The 18237-nt window shown below is 44.5% G+C and carries 16 protein-coding genes; 6 read left to right on the top strand and 10 right to left on the bottom strand.

Features of this window, described 5'->3' with window-relative positions; translation table 11 throughout:
• On the bottom strand, positions 1 to 576 hold a 576-nt coding region (locus tag PQR79_RS09395; RefSeq protein ID WP_438270814.1), incomplete at its 3' end, for a cation:proton antiporter.
• Between the two features lie 289 nt (positions 577 to 865).
• Here PQR79_RS09395 and PQR79_RS09390 point away from each other — a divergent pair.
• Positions 866 to 1723, top strand: coding sequence for a universal stress protein (locus PQR79_RS09390; protein WP_238102929.1), 858 nt, complete (start codon positions 866 to 868; stop codon positions 1721 to 1723).
• A 54-nt stretch (positions 1724 to 1777) separates the two neighbouring features.
• Here the strand turns inward: PQR79_RS09390 and PQR79_RS09385 are convergent, their stop codons facing one another.
• The 8 genes from PQR79_RS09385 to PQR79_RS09350 form a co-directional block, all read right to left on the bottom strand.
• Positions 1778 to 2434 carry a 3-oxoacid CoA-transferase subunit B gene (locus PQR79_RS09385; protein WP_238102930.1) on the bottom strand — a complete coding sequence of 219 codons (657 nt, stop codon included), beginning with the start codon at positions 2432 to 2434 and terminating at the stop codon, positions 1778 to 1780.
• A gap of 13 nt (positions 2435 to 2447) precedes the next feature.
• Complete coding sequence (locus PQR79_RS09380; protein ID WP_238102931.1) at positions 2448 to 3152, bottom strand: CoA transferase subunit A; 705 nt, start codon at positions 3150 to 3152, stop codon at positions 2448 to 2450.
• Positions 3153 to 3218: 66 nt separating this feature from the next.
• Positions 3219 to 4109 carry a hydroxymethylglutaryl-CoA lyase gene (locus PQR79_RS09375; RefSeq protein ID WP_238102933.1) on the bottom strand — a complete coding sequence of 297 codons (891 nt, stop codon included), beginning with the start codon at positions 4107 to 4109 and terminating at the stop codon, positions 3219 to 3221.
• Complete coding sequence (locus PQR79_RS09370; protein WP_238102935.1) at positions 4110 to 6140, bottom strand: acetyl/propionyl/methylcrotonyl-CoA carboxylase subunit alpha; 2031 nt, start codon at positions 6138 to 6140, stop codon at positions 4110 to 4112.
• Positions 6140 to 6955: an enoyl-CoA hydratase-related protein gene (locus tag PQR79_RS09365; RefSeq protein ID WP_238102936.1), complete on the bottom strand. Its 816-nt coding sequence runs from the start codon at positions 6953 to 6955 to the stop codon at positions 6140 to 6142. The genes PQR79_RS09370 and PQR79_RS09365 overlap by 1 nt, the downstream gene beginning before the upstream one ends.
• A 37-nt stretch (positions 6956 to 6992) precedes the next feature.
• Positions 6993 to 8600: a carboxyl transferase domain-containing protein gene (locus PQR79_RS09360; RefSeq protein WP_238102937.1), complete on the bottom strand. Its 1608-nt coding sequence runs from the start codon at positions 8598 to 8600 to the stop codon at positions 6993 to 6995.
• 86 nt (positions 8601 to 8686) lie between these two features.
• A complete protein-coding gene (locus PQR79_RS09355; protein WP_238102938.1) occupies positions 8687 to 9856 on the bottom strand; it encodes an isovaleryl-CoA dehydrogenase in 1170 nt (389 codons plus the stop codon).
• Positions 9857 to 9975: 119 nt separating this feature from the next.
• The gene (locus PQR79_RS09350; protein WP_238102983.1) at positions 9976 to 10386 is read right to left on the bottom strand and encodes a MerR family transcriptional regulator; all 411 of its coding nucleotides are present in this window, start codon (positions 10384 to 10386) and stop codon (positions 9976 to 9978) included.
• A gap of 317 nt (positions 10387 to 10703) precedes the next feature.
• Here PQR79_RS09350 and PQR79_RS09345 point away from each other — a divergent pair, with 317 nt between their 5' ends.
• Together PQR79_RS09345 and gnd are read left to right on the top strand one after the other, a co-directional pair.
• Positions 10704 to 12626: a propionyl-CoA synthetase gene (locus PQR79_RS09345; RefSeq protein WP_238102939.1), complete on the top strand. Its 1923-nt coding sequence runs from the start codon at positions 10704 to 10706 to the stop codon at positions 12624 to 12626.
• Positions 12627 to 12870: 244 nt separating this feature from the next.
• The gene (gnd, locus tag PQR79_RS09340) at positions 12871 to 14400 is read left to right on the top strand and encodes an NADP-dependent phosphogluconate dehydrogenase (RefSeq protein WP_238102940.1); all 1530 of its coding nucleotides are present in this window, start codon (positions 12871 to 12873) and stop codon (positions 14398 to 14400) included.
• Between the two features lie 89 nt (positions 14401 to 14489).
• Here gnd and PQR79_RS09335 read toward each other — a convergent pair whose 3' ends face one another.
• The gene (locus tag PQR79_RS09335; RefSeq protein ID WP_274408457.1) at positions 14490 to 15383 is read right to left on the bottom strand and encodes a 1,4-dihydroxy-2-naphthoate polyprenyltransferase; all 894 of its coding nucleotides are present in this window, start codon (positions 15381 to 15383) and stop codon (positions 14490 to 14492) included.
• 209 nt (positions 15384 to 15592) lie between these two features.
• Here PQR79_RS09335 and tesB point away from each other — a divergent pair, with 209 nt between their 5' ends.
• The 3 genes from tesB (at position 15593) to PQR79_RS09320 (ending at position 18218) form a co-directional block, all read left to right on the top strand.
• A complete protein-coding gene (gene tesB / locus PQR79_RS09330; protein ID WP_238102942.1) occupies positions 15593 to 16456 on the top strand; it encodes an acyl-CoA thioesterase II in 864 nt (287 codons plus the stop codon).
• 27 nt (positions 16457 to 16483) lie between these two features.
• Entirely contained in the window at positions 16484 to 16879 is a 396-nt protein-coding gene (locus PQR79_RS09325) for a YbaY family lipoprotein (RefSeq protein WP_438270813.1), read from the top strand.
• A gap of 103 nt (positions 16880 to 16982) precedes the next feature.
• The gene (locus PQR79_RS09320) at positions 16983 to 18218 is read left to right on the top strand and encodes an MFS transporter (protein WP_238102945.1); all 1236 of its coding nucleotides are present in this window, start codon (positions 16983 to 16985) and stop codon (positions 18216 to 18218) included.
• Positions 18219 to 18237 lie beyond the last annotated feature (19 nt).

The following is an 18237-nucleotide window of genomic DNA, read 5'->3' as shown; positions in this document are numbered from 1 at the left end:
TAACGGTGGGCTAAGAATAATAAATACGGCAATCATGGCAAGTAACATTAAGGTTGAGCTNNNAGCAAGCTCGCCCGATGAGGAAAAATTAAACAGTATGCTTAATAAAATGACGCCAACAATATCGTCGATAACGGCAGCACCAAGGATGATGTGACCTGCAATGCTTTGCGTTTGATTGTTTAAGCTTAATACCCGCATTGAAATGCCAATGCTGGTGGCTGTAAGGGCGCAGCCAAAAAAAAGTGCAGTAAAGGGAGGAATAGACAGCCAATACATGCTGGCAATACCGCAAGCAAATAACGGGACCCCGATGCCGAGTAACGCGACACTCATTGCTTTGTGACCAGAATGAGCCAAACGTTTTATTGAGGTTTCACAGCCAATATCAAATAGCAGCAATATTACGCCTAATTCGGCAATGAGGGCTAAGGTGCTGTGCGGTGTAACCCAATTGAGCAGCGATGGGCCAATAATTATCCCCGCGGTGACTTCGCCAACCACGCTTGGAAATCCTAATCGCGCACTTAACTCACCTAATAAACGACCGCTCACCAGAATGAGAAACAGTGCCATTACAAAGCTGTCTATTGCCATCTCATTTTCCTTAAGTTGGGCAATATGTATTTGATTATTTTGATCTAACAAACTTGACGTTGATCAATTTTTATACCGATATTTATGCACAAACTTACGCTATTGGCTAAGCTAAAGATAGTTACTGGCTCACGTTTTTAGACAATGTATTTCGGGAATATAAAAGCCGTTATTGATGGTTTTTAAGTGAGATGATAATGCAATAAGTATCTGTAAATGTGTTTAGGGTATCAATGAATCATTAACACGTCCCATAAAGGAGGTTTAAATGAACAAAATGTTTGTTATTGCTCAAATGGAAAGCGCGCACACAGATGCTGTTGCTCATGGGTTAGCGTTAGCGAAGCAATTAAATAAGCAGGCCGAAGTGTTTGCTTATACTTATGCTTATTTAAGTGGTACCGACCGAGACAATCCTAGGTTGGCGGGCGTGGCACAAAAAGCCTTGATGACTCAACGTGAAATACAATTACAAGCTCATTTAGATAGCCTCGATGTTGAAGATGTGCCATTACATGTGATTTGGAGTAAATACCTTTTTGAACATGCTTGCAGTCATGCTCAGCGTCATGGTTTTGATTTAATGGTTAAAGCTGTGCACCATGCAGAGCATTATTTACCGACCGACTGGCAGCTTATTCGCCATACAACAGTGCCCTTGTTGTTGCTTACTAACAATCCGCTTAATAACGGCAACACGACGTTAATTTCAATTGACTTGGGTACCAGTAACCCTGCAAAACAGCGCCTTAATAATGCCGTTATTGCCCATGGTAAGCAGTTTGCTAAAGCAACAGGCACAAAGCTGCATGTCGCTTACGTACTCAGAATTCCGCAAATCGTGCGCGATATGGATATACTTGATATCAATGCCATGGTGAAAAAGGCGTATGCTGAACATAAACAAAAAATTGCCGAGATAGGTGTCGAGGCCGATTGTATGCACATTATTACTGGTGAGCCTGAATTGTGTTTATTTGAATTAGCCTGCCGCTTAAAAAGTCAATACTTTGTGGTCGGTGCAAGGCAGCGTCAAGGCTTGTTAGGGCGAATTATTGGTAATACAGCAGAAGCCATTTTAAGCCGGATGCGCAGTAATGTATTGGTTATTCCAACAGAAGACTAACGATAACATAAAGCCCGGTAAAAACCGGGCTTTATTGATTTTGATAAGCAAATCTTAAAACGTCATTTCGGGTACATTATCTGGTACCACAAGCTTACCGGCTGTTTTTGTGACGATCTCTTCAACTGATACGCCAGGTGCGCGCTCTAAAAGATGGAATGCGCCATCTTTAATTTCCATAAAGGCTAAATCGGTCATGACACGTTTAATGCAGCCATAACCGGTTAATGGCAGTTCACATTGTGATAATAATTTTGAATTACCGTGTTTGTCTGCATGCATCATGGTGACAATAATATTGTCAGCCCCAGCGACTAAATCCATTGCGCCGCCCATACCCTTAATCAGTTTACCTGGGATCATCCACGAGGCGATAGAGCCGTTAACATCGACTTCAAATGCGCCTAGTACGGTAAGATCGACGTGGCCGCCACGGATCATCGCAAAGCTTTCTGCTGATGAAAAGAATGACGCGCCAGCAACCGCGGTAACCGTTTGTTTGCCTGCGTTGATAAGATCGGCATCAATGTTTTCTTCACTCGGAAACTCGCCCATGCCGAGTAAACCATTTTCAGATTGCAGCATCACTTGCATGCCTTGTGGAATATAGTTGGCCACAAGGGTTGGAATGCCGATACCAAGGTTGACATAAAAACCGTCTTGTAATTCTTTTGCTACGCGCTGGGCGAGTTGTTCTCTGGTCAGTGCCATGGTGTTGTCTCCCTTATTTCGCCGCTTTGACGGTGCGTTGCTCAATGCGTTTCTCAAAGCTGGCTTTGATAACGCGATCAACATAAATACCCGGTGTATGAATATGGTTTGGGTCGAGCTCACCTGGCTCAACAATCTCTTCAGCTTCAACCACGGTAATTTTACCTGCGGTGGCCATCATTGGATTGAAGTTAGCGGCGGTTTTTCTAAATACCAAATTACCCATGGTGTCGGCTTTCCAGGCGCGAACTAAGGCAAAGTCTGCCGTTAATGATTCTTCTAATACGTAGTGACGACCTTTAATTTCACGGGTTTCTTTGCCATCAGCAATGGGGGTGCCGTAACCTGTTGCGGTAAAAAATGCTGGTATGCCTGCGCCGCCAGCGCGAATTTTTTCGGCCAATGTGCCTTGTGGCGTGAGTATGACATTAAGCTCACCAGACAACATTTGTTGTTCAAAGGTGGCATTTTCGCCAACATATGAGGCTATCATGGTCGAAATTTGATGTTGTTTAAGCAATAAGCCTAAACCAAAATCATCAACACCAGCATTGTTTGAAATGGCGGTTAAGCCTTTTACACCCAATTTAACCATGTGGTTAATTAACCCTTCAGGAATACCACACAAACCAAATCCGCCGACCATAATGGTCATGTCGTCACTCAGTCCTGCTAGTGCTTCGTCATAGCTGTGGACGACTTTATTGAATCCTGCCATCTTGTTGTCCTTATTGTTATGTTCACAACGGTGAGTGTTTTGCCTCACCACAGTGAGTATATGTGATTATGTTCTGATTGCATTTGCCACTTTAGACCCATTAGTGCGCCCCAACACGCGGCTAATGTTGTCGCCCGCTAATGCCAGCTTTGTTAAGTCAATACCGGTATCAATCCCCATGCCATGAAGCATATACACCAAATCTTCTGTGGCGAGATTGCCCGACGCACCTTTTGCATAAGGACAACCGCCTAAACCAGCAACCGAGGTATCAAACACGCTGATGCCGGTATCAAGGCACGCCAGTATGTTGGCTAAGGCTTGGCCGTATGTGTCGTGAAAATGCAAAGCTAACTTGTCTATTGGCACCACTTTGGCGACAGCGTCAAGCATTTGCCTTGCTTTAGTGGGCGTGCCAACACCTATGGTGTCGCCTAATGAAATTTCGTAACAGCCCATTTTATAAAGGATTTCAGATACTCTTGCGACGTCACTCACCGCAATGTCGCCTTCGTATGGGCAACCGAGCACACAAGACACGTAGCCGCGCACTGCGACTCCATGCTGTTTGGCGGCTTCCATTAGTGGTACAAAGCGCTCGATTGACTCATCAATTGAGCAGTTAATATTCTTCTGGCTAAAGCTTTCAGAGGCTGCGCCAAAAATAGCCACTTCATCCGCACCTGCAGCAAGGGCTAGTTCAAACCCTTTTAGGTTAGGGGTTAATGCACTGTAAACCACACCAGCTTGTCGTTTTAGTTGCTGCAATACGGCATCAGAATCGGCCATTTGTGGCACCCACTTGGGTGACACAAAGCTGCCCGCTTCAATACGCTTAACACCAGCATCGGCAAGTTGTGTGATGAGCATGATTTTGTCTGCAGTGGTCACCGGTACTTCGTTTTGTAGGCCGTCACGGGCACCGACTTCAAAAATGCTGACTTTTGTCGGTAACATTTATGCTTCCTCGACGTGAGCTTCACAGGTTAATGGTTCAACGTTTAACAGTTGTGCCCCGTCACTGACAAGCTCACCGCTTTGGAAATAAAATTCGCTGACCACACCGTCATATGGTGCTTCGATGGTGTACTCCATTTTCATGGCTTCCATCACTAATAAGCCTTGGCCTGCTTTAACTTGCTCGCCCACTTCCACTAAATGCGTCACAACAGTGCCATTCATTGGTGCCTTAAGCTTATCTGCATGGTTTACCACCTCTTCAGCTACTTGAGCCAATATGGCTTTAAAGTGATAGCTGCCAGAAGGCAAAAATAGCGTAAAGTCGTCGCCTTGATGGCTCACAGGTACTTTACTTTTATGGCCATTAATTTCGGCTAAAAGTAAGTCTGCTTTGAGCTCACCCGCTAGGTTCAGCACTTGCTCGTTTAAGCATAATTGATATTGCTCACCCACGGCGGTAATAACGAGATCATGCTGTTGAGTGGCCGTTGCGGTATCTGTTAACAGCGACACATGGTGTACGCTTGAACTATTGAGTCTAAATCCGCTTACCAAGCCCCAAGGTGAGTGAGGGTCGGCGCTATTAATTGCCAATGTTTTAGCCGCTTGTTTGCGAGACAGCACTTGAAACAGGCCTGCTAGTGCTAACGCGGTATCGGCTTCAATGGCCGCATCACCAATTAAGGTGTCACCGTAACGCTCAATAAAGTCTGTGCAGAAGTCGGCAGCAGCAAAGGCGGGGTGCTCGGCAATGTTGGCTAAAAACTCGATGTTATGTTTAAGGCCGCTAATTTGGTAAGACTCAAGCGCATGCACTAAACGTTGTAGGGCGCGAGGGCGTGACTCATCCCATACTATTAGTTTGGCAATCATGGGGTCATAAAAGTTACTGATGACATCGTTTTCACGAATGCCTGAATCAATCCGTACGTGCCTATTTTGCTCTGGTTCGCGTAAAAAGTTGAGTTTACCGCTGGCAGGTAAAAATTCGTTTTGCGGATCTTCAGCGTAAATTCGCACTTCAAACGAGTGGCCATGAATACGCACCTCATCTTGGCGTAGCGGCAGTTCACCCCCACTGGCGACCACTAACTGCCATTTCACCAGGTCTTGGCCTGTCACCATTTCGGTTACAGGGTGTTCCACCTGTAAACGGGTGTTCATTTCCATGAAGTAGAAGCTGTTGTCGGTATCCAGTAAAAACTCAACGGTACCTGCGCCAACATAATCAATCGCCTTAGCAGCCGCCACGGCAGCATTACCCATTTGGGCTCGCAGTTCGTCTGACAAGCCTGGCGCGGGGGCTTCTTCAACCACTTTTTGATGGCGACGTTGAATAGAGCAGTCCCGGTCAGATAAATAAATGGCGTTGCCATGTGTGTCGGCAAATATTTGTAATTCGACATGACGCGGTTGGCGTAAATAGCGCTCCATGAGTAGCTTGTCATTACCAAATGACGAGATGGCTTCACGACGTGCAGACTTAATGGCTTCAAGTATTTCGCCTTCGTTTTCAACGATACGCATCCCTTTACCCCCGCCGCCGTAAGCCGCTTTAATCAGTAAAGGAAAGCCAACGGCTTTTGCTTCGGCCATTAAGGTTGCATCGGTTTGATCGTCGCCATGATAACCGGGCACTAAGGGCACATTGGCGTTTGACATGATTTTTTTGGCGGCACTTTTACTGCCCATGGCATCAATGGCATCGCTACCAGGGCCGACAAAGGCAATGCCATTTTGCTCACATTTGCGAGCAAATTCGGCATTTTCTGACAAAAAACCGTAACCTGGGTGGATGGCTTCTGCGCCCGATTTTTTAGCTATTTCAATAATCAAGTCAGCTTTTAAATATGAATCGGCCGGGGCGCTGCCGCCTAAGTAAAATGACTCATCGGCCATGGCCACATGGCGCGCATCTTTGTCGGCATCAGAATATAGGGCGATGGTGCGAACACCCATGGTTTGCGCAGTTTTAATAATACGGCAGGCAATTTCACCACGGTTAGCAATCAGTAATTTGGTAAACATTATTGGGCTCCTTGTGGATCAGATTTAGCGGTTTGCCATGCAGGCGTGCGTTTTTCAAAGAAGGCATTAAGCCCTTCTTGACCTTCATCTGATACACGAATACGAGCAATTTGCTCGCTGGTAAAATTGAGCGTTGCGTCGTCGATCACGCCGTTTTCTAAATACGCCACAAGATTTTTTGCCCATGCCATACCTTGAGGGCTGTTGGCATTAAATGCAGCAATAAAGGGGGCTGCTGCTGCATCTAGGTCATCGTTAATCTCGTGGATGACTTGATGGGTTAAGGCTACATCAGCACTAAAACGTTCTGCGGTTAGCATAAACCGGCGTGATTGACGATGACCCATAGCACGAACCACATAAGGGCTAATGACCGCCGGAATAAGGCCTAGCTTCACTTCACTTAAACAAAAACTGGCGCGAGTGGTGGCAATGGCAATATCGCAGCAGCAAATTAAGCCTAATGCACCACCAAATGCGGCACCTTGCACAAGGGCGATGGTTGGCTTTGGAAATTTGTCGAGTACGTGCATTAACTTAGCAAGTTCGTGCGCGTCGGTGAGGTTTTGCTCAAAGTCCATTTGTGCTTGTTTGCGCATCCAGTTTAGATCGGCGCCAGCACTGAAGTTTTTACCATTGGCGCGCAATATCAACATGGTGCATTGACTGTTTTTGGCAAAGTGTTCGATAGCTTGGATCATCTCGCTGATCATCACTTCATCAAAGGCATTGTGGACGTCAACGCGATTTAAAATAAGCTCTGCCACCCCTTGTTCAAGGCGGCATTCAATAAATTTATATTGGTTTGATAACATGATTCATGACTCCTTATTCACTGAATTAACCGCACAATTACATGCGGAACACCCCAAAGAGGGTGTCTTCAATTGGCGCATTTAATGCTGCCGATAAGGCGAGTCCGACCACGTCACGGGTTTGTGCCGGATCAATAATGCCGTCGTCCCATAAGCGGGCGCTGGCATGGTATGGGTGGCCTTCTTTTTCGTATTGTTCAACAATGGGTTTACGGAAGGTTTGCTCATCTTCTGCTGACCATTCAACGCCTTTGCGCGCTAAACCATCGCGGCGCACTGTGGCTAATACGCCAGCGGCTTGTTCGCCACCCATGACCGAAATACGCGCATTAGGCCACATCCACATCATGGTGGGTTCAAACGCACGGCCGCACATGCCGTAGTTGCCCGCGCCATAACTGCCGCCAATAATCACGGTAAATTTAGGAACCTTGGCGCAAGACACCGCGGTCACCATTTTAGCGCCATGTTTGGCAATGCCTTCGTGTTCGTACTTTTTACCCACCATAAAGCCGGTAATATTTTGCAGGAATAACAGCGGAATTTTACGTTGGCAACACAGTTCAATGAAATGAGCGCCTTTTTGCGCCGACTCAGAAAACAAAATGCCGTTATTGGCAACAATACCAACGGGGTAACCATGAATCCGCGCAAAACCACACACCAGTGTTGCGCCGTAGTTAGCTTTAAATTCGTCAAAGTCAGAGTCATCTACCACACGGGCAATCACTTCTTTTACGTCAAACGGTTTTTTAAGATCGGTACCGACAATGCCATACAATTCATGGATGTCGAACTTAGGTGGTTTGACTGGGCTTAATAAGCTTTTGATTTCTTTTTGATGGTTTAAGCGCAGTACTGCACGGCGAGCAAGCTCAAGCGCGTGTTCATCATTTTGGGCTAAATGATCAGCTACACCGGATATTTTGGTGTGTACTTCAGCGCCGCCAAGCTCTTCTGCACTAACTTCTTCCCCCGTTGCGGCTTTCACAAGTGGTGGGCCAGCTAAAAAGATAGTGCCTTGTTCTTTGACAATAATTGACTCATCGGCCATGGCCGGTACATAGGCTCCGCCAGCGGTGCATAAGCCCATTACCACGGCAATTTGCGGAATACCTTTGGCAGACATTTGGGCTTGGTTGTAAAAAATACGCCCGAAATGATCGCGGTCAGGAAAGACTTCATCCTGGCGAGGTAAGTTGGCTCCGCCTGAGTCGACAAGGTAGATGCAGGGTAAATGACAACGGCTGGCAATATCTTGTGCCCGTAAATGCTTTTTAACCGTAATAGGGTAGTAGGTGCCGCCTTTTACGGTGGCATCGTTGGCGATAATCATGCACTCAACGCCACTGACGCGGCCGATACCGGCAATAACACCCGCTGCGGGGACTTCTTCGTCATAGACCTCAAAAGCGGCAAATTGTGATATTTCTAAGAAGGGTGAACCCGGGTCGAGCAGCTTTTCAACGCGCTGGCGCGGCAATAACTTACCACGGGATAAATGGCGCTCTAAGGCCACAGGGCCGCCACCTTGTTCGATTTTTTTGAGTTTTTGTTGAAGATCGTCGACCAATAACGCCATGCTGTCTGACTTGGCTTTAAATTCGTCACTGCGAGGATTGATACGGCTGCTCAGTTGCGTCATTTCTATATCCTTAATGAAGCAAAAATAGGGGCTTAGTTAAGGCGACATAACATGCTTGGTATGCCACCTTTATACTGAAATGCTGGTTACTTTGACTCGTTAAACAATTCGCGGCCAATGAGCATACGGCGAATTTCAGAGGTGCCAGCACCAATTTCGTAAAGCTTAGCATCACGTAATAAACGGCCGGTGGCGTATTCATTAACATAGCCATTACCGCCCAGTAATTGAATTGCATCTAATGCCATTTGGGTGGCAAGTTCGGCGCTGTATAAAATGGCTCCGGCAGCATCTTTACGCGTGGTTTCACCGCGATCGCACGATTTTGCCACGCTGTAAACATAAGCTCTAGCAGCGTTCATCCTTGTGTACATGTCAGCTAATTTGCCTTGCACTAATTGGAACTGACCAATGGATTGCCCAAACTGTTCACGCTCATGAATGTAAGGTACTACGATGTCCATGCAGGCTGACATAATGCCTAATGGCCCGCCCGACAAGACAACGCGTTCGTAATCGAGGCCGCTCATTAACACTTTTACGCCATTGTTGAGGCCGCCTAATATGTTTTCTTCTGGCACTTCACAGTCTTCAAATACCAGTTCACAGGTGTTAGAGCCACGCATACCTAGTTTGTCGAGTTTTTGCGCCTGGCTAAAGCCTTTGTAGCCACGTTCAACAATAAATGCGGTAATGCCGTGAGCACCTTTATCGAGGTCAGTTTTAGCGTAAATGACATAGGTGTGTGCATCTGGACCGTTGGTGATCCACATTTTATTACCGTTAAGAATGTAGCGGTCGCCTTCTTTACGGGCATGTAGTTTCATCGACACAACATCAGAACCCGCATTAGGTTCGCTCATCGCCAATGCACCAATGTGCTCGCCACTGACAAGCTTAGGCAGGTATTTTGCTTTTTGCGCGTCATTACCGTTACGGTTAATTTGGTTTACACACAAGTTTGAATGAGCGCCATAACTTAACCCAATGGAGGCTGATGCGCGGGAGATTTCCTCCATTGCGACCACATGAGCAAGGTAGCCCATGTTAGCACCACCATATTGCTCATCGACGGTGACGCCAAGCAACCCCATATCGCCAAGCACTGGCCATAATTGATTAGGGAAGGCGTTTTCGAGGTCGACTTTGGCGGCAATAGGGGCTATTTCGTTGGCGGCAAAACCACGAACTGCGTCACGTAACATGTCAACATCTTCACCTAAACCAAAGTTTAGGCTGGTATATAAGTCGCTCATTTGCATGTGTCCTGTTGAATTTTTATTATTGTCTGGCAAAACATTTACTGCCAACGTTATAAGGTACGTTTTAGGCAGTTGGGTAACGCTATGGCTGAATTGAGTCAGCTATTTTATGATTACTTAACCTTTTTACTGTTGTTATCTTCTAGTGCTGCTTTGCATTGCTGTTCAGCTGAATTGAGCTCCATCAACACCACTTTAATATCGTCCATTTGCTGTTGAAGCGCTGTTTTCTTTTCGTTTACTAAATCAAGCATTGTGTTGAGCTGAGTCGAACTGCTTTTATCGGCATCGTAAAGTTCAAATAATCGGCGCGTTTCGGCTAGAGAAAAACCAAGGCGCTTACCTCTAAGGATGAGTTTTAAACGCACACGGTCTTTTAAACTGTAAATGCGGGTTTGGCCGCGACGCTTGGGTTTGATTAAGCCTTGGTCTTCGTAAAAACGAATACTACGGGTGGTGATATCAAATTCTTTTGATAAATCACTGATTGAATATGTGGATTGTGGGCTATGGATTGCGCTCATCATGTCACCAAAACTGTTTCTTTTGATGCAAGATATATGAAGTTTACGTAAAGGTAAAGTTTGTGGCGCGCAATTTGACCATTTATTACAAAAGGTGGTGTTAAATTATCTTGTCAGCTGAATCATTATTATACCTTAACCAACTGTTATGTCGTGTTTTTTATATTATTGAACACAGACAGTTTTCTCGTGAACAGGCATTTGAAACCTAAGACTTTTTTGAACATCTTACAGTCTATTATCCCTTTGTCTAATAGGGCTATTTAATGAATTCTGCTCATAATCATTGTAATACAGGCTAATTAATGGAGAGCAATATGGCTGATTTAGGACTATCAATGCACGCACAATCGATAGCCGAGCCCGAAGTATTTTGGCAACAAGCTGCAGAGGCCATCAGTTGGGACATTGCACCTAATAAGGTGTTAGACGACAGTAACAAACCTTTTTATCGTTGGTTTGCAGATGGCAAAATGAACACATGTTTTAATGCTGTTGACCGTCATGTGCTAGCCGGGCGCGGCGAACAAACGGCTATCCATTATATTAGTCCAGTGACCCAAAATGAATATTCTATTAGTTATCAATCTGTATTAGCCCAAGTCAAACGCCTAGCGGGATTAATGACCTCATTGGGAGTCACTAAGGGCGATCGTGTCGTCATTTACATGCCAATGGTGCCAGAAACCGCTTATGCCATGTTAGCGTGTGCGCGAATTGGCGCGATTCATTCTGTGGTGTTTGGTGGTTTTGCGGCGAACGAGTTGTCGACTCGTATTAATGATGCTAAACCTAAATTAATTTTATCGGCCTCATGTGGTATTGAGCCATCAGGTGTTGTGCCTTATAAGCCTTTACTCGACGATGCGCTATCACAAGCGCAGCATAAAGTGGAACATTGCATTATTTTAAATCGTACTGAATACCAAGCCGAACTTCATGCTCCTCGTGATCTTGATTGGTACGGAGCATTGGTTGATGCACAAGATGTTGGCTGTGTGTCATTAGATGCGACAGACCCTTTATATGTGCTGTATACCTCGGGTACCACAGGGCAACCTAAAGGTGTTGTGCGTGATAATGGCGGCCATGCCGTTGCTTTGGCTTGGTCGATGAAACACATTTATGATGTTGGCGTGGGTGATGTGTTTTGGGCCGCATCCGATGTGGGGTGGGTGGTGGGCCACTCTTATATAGTTTACGGACCTTTGTTGGTGGGCGCGACTACGATTATGTATGAGGGCAAACCGATAGGCACTCCTGATGCTGGTGCTTTTTGGCGTATTATTGAACAAAAACAGGTGCGTAGCTTTTTTACTGCACCAACAGCTATTCGTGCGATTAAACGTGAAGATCCTGAGGGCGAATTTATTAAGCAATTTGATCTCACATGCCTTAAACAAATGTATTTAGCAGGCGAGCGCTGCGATCCCGAAACACTCAATTGGAGTCAGCAACAATTAGGTAAACCTGTTGTTGACCATTGGTGGCAAACCGAAACGGGTTGGCCTGTGGCTGCTAACTTAATGGGAACCAACCCTATTGAAATTAAGGCTGGTTCGCCAGCAAGGGCTGTACCGGGTTATCAGGTCGAGATTTTAGATGCCATGGGCGAGCAAGTGGCCGCCAATGAAAGTGGTAACGTAGTGATTAAGCAGCCCTTGCCACCTGGCACGCTTACTACGCTGTGGCAAAATGATAAACGCTATATTGATAGTTATTTGTCTATGTACCCAGGGTATTATTTGACGGGAGATGCGGGTTACATTGATGAGGATGGCTATTTGTATATTATGAGCCGCATTGACGACATTATAAATGTAGCCGGTCACCGTCTATCAACGGGGCGCTTTGAAGAAGTATTGTGTCAGCATGAAGCCGTTGCTGAAGCCGCGGTTATTGGCGTGCAAGATAAGCTTAAAGGTCAGGTACCGCTAGGATTAGTGGTGCTTAAAAACGGGGTGACGTTATCTGATGATGTGCTTTATAAAGAGCTACTTGCATTAGTTCGCCATGAAATTGGACCTGTTGCTTCCTTTAGATTAGTCAGTGCAGTGCAAAAACTTCCTAAAACTCGTTCGGGTAAAATTTTGCGAGCAACCATGCGTAAAATTGCCGACAATCAAGACTACACCATGCCTGCGACCATTGAAGATCCACACACCTTGGAAATTGTTCGTAATGTGTTGACCAAAATGGGTTACGCAAACGCGCTTACAACAGAGCATACGGGTGCTTAAATCATTTTGTAACACAAATAAATGTCGTAGTTAAATCAAATAGAACCATAAAAACCCAGTGTTTTTATGGTTTTTTTCTATTGTGACAATATGTTATCGACTATTGCTTGCGGTGAGCTTACTTTGTTAAAAACAGCGTTTCCGCATTTTGTTACTGGTAATTTAGTTACAAGAATCGCTATAATTGCCAACCAAATGGATTCGCATTACGCGATTAATCTCTGTGACCTGTGGAAAATATGCTATGAATAACCACACCCAACAATCTCACGTCGGCGTTATTGGCCTTGGTGTGATGGGCAAGAACCTTGCACTAAATATCGCCGATAACGGCTATCATGTGGCTGTTTTTGATTTAGATACTCAAAAAGTGAATGCCGCGGTATCTCAAGAAAAAAGTGAACGTAAAGCCGATGTGGCTGAGCGCATGCAAGCCTGTAATAATCTTTCAGAAATGCTCGCCAATTTAGTTGAACCTCGAGTTATCGTATTATCTGTTCCTGCAGGCGCTCCCGTTGATGGCGTATGTAAGTCATTAATCGAAGCCGGTATCGAAGCTAAAGATATTGTGATTGATACGGGTAACAGTCTATGGACTGACACAGTAGAGCGTGAAGCCAAATATAAAGGGCAATTTACCTTTTTTAGCTCTGCTGTATCGGGTGGTGAGGTCGGAGCGCGTTTCGGGCCATCATTAATGCCTAGTGGTGATGAAAATGCTTGGCGTTATGTCGAGCCGATTTGGAAAGCCATTGCAGCTAAAGTAGATCCGCAAACGGGTTTACCCATTGAGCGTTTTGAACCGGGTAATCCGGTTATTGAAGGCGAGCCTTGTACCACATACATTGGTCCGGCAGGTTCGGGTCACTATGTTAAAATGGTTCACAACGGTATTGAGTACGCAGACATGCAGCTTATTTGTGAAGCCTATCAATTACTCAATGATGGTTTAGGTCTGCCTGCACATGAAATTGGCGAGATTTTCCAACAGTGGGACAAAGGAATACTCAACAGTTATTTAATGGGGATTAGTGCTGAAGTATTACAACAAGACGACCCGTTAACGGGTAAGCCATTAGTTGAAATGATTTTAGACAAAGCAGGCCAAAAAGGCACGGGTTTATGGACTGCTGTGAGCAGTTTACAAATTGGTTGCCCGGCGCCGACGATTGCTGAAGCAGTGTATGCGCGTGCAGTCAGTACCCAGAAAGACTTACGTATGCAATTAAGCTCAAAGTTAGCTGGACCCGCTCAAATGGCATTGAACGATGCAGAAAAGGCTGAGTTTATTGCTAACCTCGAAGATGCCCTCTATTGCGCCAAAGTGTGTTGTTATGCTCAAGGTTTCCAGTTAATGGCGATGACAGCAAAAGAGCAAAAGTGGAGCTTAGACTTTGCTGAAATTGCTAAGATTTGGCGTGCAGGTTGTATTATCCGCGCAACATTCTTGCAATCTATCACTCAGGCTTACCAAGACGATGCAGAGCTTGCTAACTTGTTAATGGCAGATACCTTTAGCCAAGCTTTATCGCAAAAACACTTCAACTGGCGTAAAACCGTTGCGGCCTCTGTTATGCAAGGTATTCCTGCGCCATGTATTAGTTCGGCGATTGCTTATTACGACAGCTACCGTTGTGAGACATTACCTGCAAACTTGTTACAAGGTCAGCGTGATTTTTTTGGTTCGCACACCTTTGAGCGTACCGACAAACCTGCAGGTGAGAAATACCATTTAGATTGGAGCGCAAAACAGCGCACATTATCTAAAGTGTAGGTATTTTAGGTTTAAAAAAAGGCGTCTCATTATTCATGAGGCGCCTTTTTTATTAAGTTGATTTTAGATATAAAGTAAAACAATCGTAATTAACGCAATGAAAAGAAAAAGCCAATACTGAATAATATGCTGAATATCATGGTGAGCTTGGCTGTTTGCCCAAGTATAGGATTAAGTGCTTCGCCAGAATTGTTATGAAACTCGCGGCTTAAATTACGCGCTATCACCAACGACACGCCAGACAACAATACCGGTAATCCATCAAGAGAACCGAATAAAAAGCCCGCTATGATGATACCAAAGGGCAAGTAAACAAAACTTTGATATAAGACTTTAGCTTGTTCTTCGCCTATTCGAACCGCAAGGGTATTTTTGCCTGCTTTGGTGTCGGTTGAAATATCGCGGGTATTATTGACTAGCATGATTGCCGCGTTAAAAAATCCAATTGCACAGCCCAATAACCAAGCGGTTAGGTTAGTGGTACCCGCTTGTAAATAATAACTGCCTACCACGGCAACTAAGCCAAAAAAGACAAATGCGGCAATTTCACCCAAACCATGAGATGCCAGTGGGTAAGGACCACCGCTATAACATAATGCGCCTAATATTGATGCGGCCGCGAGTATTGCGATTGGCCAACCACCATGTACGATAAGAAGCGAGCCCACAACTAACGCAGTGACTAAACAACCTACCATGGCATTTCTGACTTGATGAGGCGCTATCATGCCGCTTTGGGTGACACGGGTTGGGCCTATGCGCTCTGCTGTATCAATACCATTTTTAAAATCAAAATAGTCATTGGCCAAATTAACCGCAATTTGCAACAAAACAGCGCATAACATTGAAGTAAAAGCGATAATAAAACTAAATTGGCTTAAGCCAATAGCAAGCATATTACCTACCAACAAAGGACCGATTGCTGCAGGTAGTGTTCGTGGACGAATAGCAATAAACCAAGATTGCATTGAACTAGGTTGCATAATATTTTGAGATTAAGTGTCGATTAGCCATGGCTAATATCATACCAAAAATTCAAAATAGCTGCTGATATGAATTTTTGCGTTGTATCACTATTTTATAAATTCATATCAGGTGTAGATAATTCAGAACTTTATCGACGAATAAGCTAGAAAACGCCTAGTTATCTAAGGTAACCTTAAGCGTTAATTAATGCGGTAGAGAAGGGCATATGAGTCAGGTATTAAACGATTTATTATCATTATTATCACTTGAAAAACTTGAGGATGGTCTGTTTCGCGGCCAAAGCCAAGATCTTGGCTTTGGTCATGTGTTTGGCGGTCAAGTTATGGGGCAAGCGTTAAGTGCCGCTAAGCAAACTGTTAGCGAAGATAGACACGTGCATTCTTTACACTCTTACTTCTTACGTGCTGGCGATGAAAAGTTACCTATTATTTATGATGTAGAGAATATGCGAGACGGCGGCAGTTTTAGTGCGCGCCGTGTTAAGGCTATTCAAAAAGGTCGACCTATTTTTTATATGACTTGCTCGTTTCAAAAACACGAAGAAGGTTTTGTTCATCAAGCTGAAATGCCAGATGTTCCCGGACCTGATGGGTTATTGAATCAGCAAGAGTTAGCCATGACTATGCGTGATAAAGTACCGAAAAAAATGCTCGAAAAGTTTATGGCGGACTCCCCGATAGAAATGCGTCTTGTTAACCCTATTAACCCACTTGCACCCGGAACAAATGAACCCAAACGATATGTTTGGATACGGGCTAATGGTCAGTTACCAAACGATCATTGTATTCATGAATACTTGTTAGCGTACGCCTCTGACTTTAATTTTTTAGTGACCGCAGCTCAACCACATAGCGTTTCATTTCTAACACCAGGTATGAAAATGGCAACGATTGACCATGCTATGTGGTTTCATCGCCAGTTTAATATGGATGAGTGGTTGCTCTACAGCATTGAAAGCCCTAATGCTGGTGGCGGACGTGGCTTTGTTACAGGGCAGTTTTTTGATAGGCAAGGGCGTTTAGTTGCTTCGGCAACACAAGAAGGCTTGTTACGAATGGTTGAACAGTGAGTATGACGAAGTAAGGATACTATTATGATGTTATCAACATGGGTTAAAGTAAGTTTATTTGCACTATTAAGTCTACTGCTGAGTGCGTGTGTCACGGTAGAGGCGCCAAAGCCCGTTGTTGTGAATGGTTACGCCGGTTATTTAGAAAAAATTGCATTGCCACAAGGATGTAAAATTAATATTTCGATTATCGATTTTAAAACACCTGGACGGATTATTTCTCAAAAAAACTTTGATATTGCCCGTGCTCCTGTACCGTTTAAATTCATCTTACCTGCTGAACTTATCGATAGTCGTGTGGACTATGGCGTGGTGGCGATGATCACTTTCAATGGCAAAGTCATTTTTCAGACCTATGATAAATACCGTGTGATCAATAATGGTAAATACACCACTGAAGTGTTGATGAAACGCGTTAAATAAGGGCTTAATCAATCTAGCTCACAAACTCGTATGCCCGACATTGATCTATTTTTTTGACGGGCAATAATCTGTTTTCTATCCTAATTTGCTGTTTAGGTTGTCCATGACAGAGTTAACCCCGACTTACCGTTCTCATGCGCAAACCCGTTTAATTTGGGCATTGTGCATTGCTTCTGTAGTGGTTTACATTAATTTGTACACCGTACAGGGAATGTTACCGTCTATTGCCGAACATTTTGATGTTTCAGGTGCTCAAGCGACACTGGTGCTTTCTGTTACCAGTTTCACGCTTGCCTTTTCATTGTTGTTTTATGCCGTGTTGTCTGACCGCATTGGCCGCTTAGCGCCGATTGTGGTGAGCTTATGGGTATTAGCTGCGTCAAATGTGTTATTAATTTTTGCGCAAACATTTGATGAATTAGTCTTAGTGCGTTTGTTACAGGGGGCCTTACTTGCCGCTGTACCTGCGATTTCGATGGCGTATTTTAAGGAGCAATTAGCGCCCAGCTTTATGTTAAAAGCCGCTGCAGTTTATATTATGGCTAACAGTATGGGCGGTATTGCAGGGCGAATTTTTGGCGGTTTAATGGCACAAAATTTGTCGTGGCAAACGTCGATGGGATTAGTATTTCTGGTGACCTTAATCGGTGTAGCCTTGGTGACCTATTTATTACCACGTAAAGAAATCAAACCCGCAGTGATAAAACAAAAGGTGTCATTATTTCGCAAAATAAAACAGGATTTTGATGGGTTTGTATTTCATTTATCTGATCCACAAATGCGCTTAGCTTACATTGTGGGTGGCTTAGCTTTTATGATGATGGTGAATCAATTTAGTTTTATTCAGCTGCATATTATGGCCGAGCCGTATGGGCTAAGTCGCTTCAATGCTACCTTGATTTTTTTATGTTATTCCAGTGGTACCTTTGCGTCATATTTGTCAGCTAAATGGATTTCACGCTATGGCTCATTGCCATTATTTAGAGTTGCTTTGTGTTTAATGCTTTGTGGAACATTGCTGACATTAGTCGACACTTTGGTTGCGATTGTTATTGGTTTTTTAATCACCGCTTGTGGTTTCTTTTTAACTCACAGTTGCTGCAACTCGTTCGTTGCTATGCGGGCAACCAGTCATCGTGCTAAAGCAACATCATTGTATTTATGCTGCTATTACTTAGGAGCCTCTTTAGGTGGTCCTTACCTTATGTTGTTCTGGCATGAGGCTGAGTGGAATGGGGTTGTCGTTGGTTCAATGAGCTTGTTGGCATTGTTATTGGTGGCCATATGGCGATTAGGAATACATCAACAGAGTGCCGAAGCACTCATATCTGAAGGTTGATGCATTTGCAGTGTCGTGA

Source organism: Shewanella metallivivens, from assembly GCF_028750675.1.
GTDB classification, from domain to species: domain Bacteria; phylum Pseudomonadota; class Gammaproteobacteria; order Enterobacterales; family Shewanellaceae; genus Shewanella; species Shewanella metallivivens.
Note: the sequence above shows the minus strand (reverse complement) of the source record. Positions and strands in the feature narration are given on the sequence as shown.

Coding starts and splice junctions, on each gene's coding strand:
- PQR79_RS09370 (WP_238102935.1), bottom strand. CDS start 6,140: ATGTTTACCAAATTACTGATTGCTAACCGTGGTGAAATTGCCTGCCGT.
- PQR79_RS09390 (WP_238102929.1), top strand. CDS start 866: ATGAACAAAATGTTTGTTATTGCTCAAATGGAAAGCGCGCACACAGAT.
- PQR79_RS09385 (WP_238102930.1), bottom strand. CDS start 2,434: ATGGCACTGACCAGAGAACAACTCGCCCAGCGCGTAGCAAAAGAATTA.
- PQR79_RS09355 (WP_238102938.1), bottom strand. CDS start 9,856: ATGAGCGACTTATATACCAGCCTAAACTTTGGTTTAGGTGAAGATGTT.
- PQR79_RS09345 (WP_238102939.1), top strand. CDS start 10,704: ATGGCTGATTTAGGACTATCAATGCACGCACAATCGATAGCCGAGCCC.
- gnd (WP_238102940.1), top strand. CDS start 12,871: ATGAATAACCACACCCAACAATCTCACGTCGGCGTTATTGGCCTTGGT.
- PQR79_RS09360 (WP_238102937.1), bottom strand. CDS start 8,600: ATGACGCAACTGAGCAGCCGTATCAATCCTCGCAGTGACGAATTTAAA.
- PQR79_RS09335 (WP_274408457.1), bottom strand. CDS start 15,383: ATGCAACCTAGTTCAATGCAATCTTGGTTTATTGCTATTCGTCCACGA.
- PQR79_RS09320 (WP_238102945.1), top strand. CDS start 16,983: ATGACAGAGTTAACCCCGACTTACCGTTCTCATGCGCAAACCCGTTTA.
- tesB (WP_238102942.1), top strand. CDS start 15,593: ATGAGTCAGGTATTAAACGATTTATTATCATTATTATCACTTGAAAAA.
- PQR79_RS09375 (WP_238102933.1), bottom strand. CDS start 4,109: ATGTTACCGACAAAAGTCAGCATTTTTGAAGTCGGTGCCCGTGACGGC.
- PQR79_RS09350 (WP_238102983.1), bottom strand. CDS start 10,386: ATGAGCGCAATCCATAGCCCACAATCCACATATTCAATCAGTGATTTA.
- PQR79_RS09365 (WP_238102936.1), bottom strand. CDS start 6,955: ATGTTATCAAACCAATATAAATTTATTGAATGCCGCCTTGAACAAGGG.
- PQR79_RS09380 (WP_238102931.1), bottom strand. CDS start 3,152: ATGGCAGGATTCAATAAAGTCGTCCACAGCTATGACGAAGCACTAGCA.
- PQR79_RS09325 (WP_438270813.1), top strand. CDS start 16,484: ATGTTATCAACATGGGTTAAAGTAAGTTTATTTGCACTATTAAGTCTA.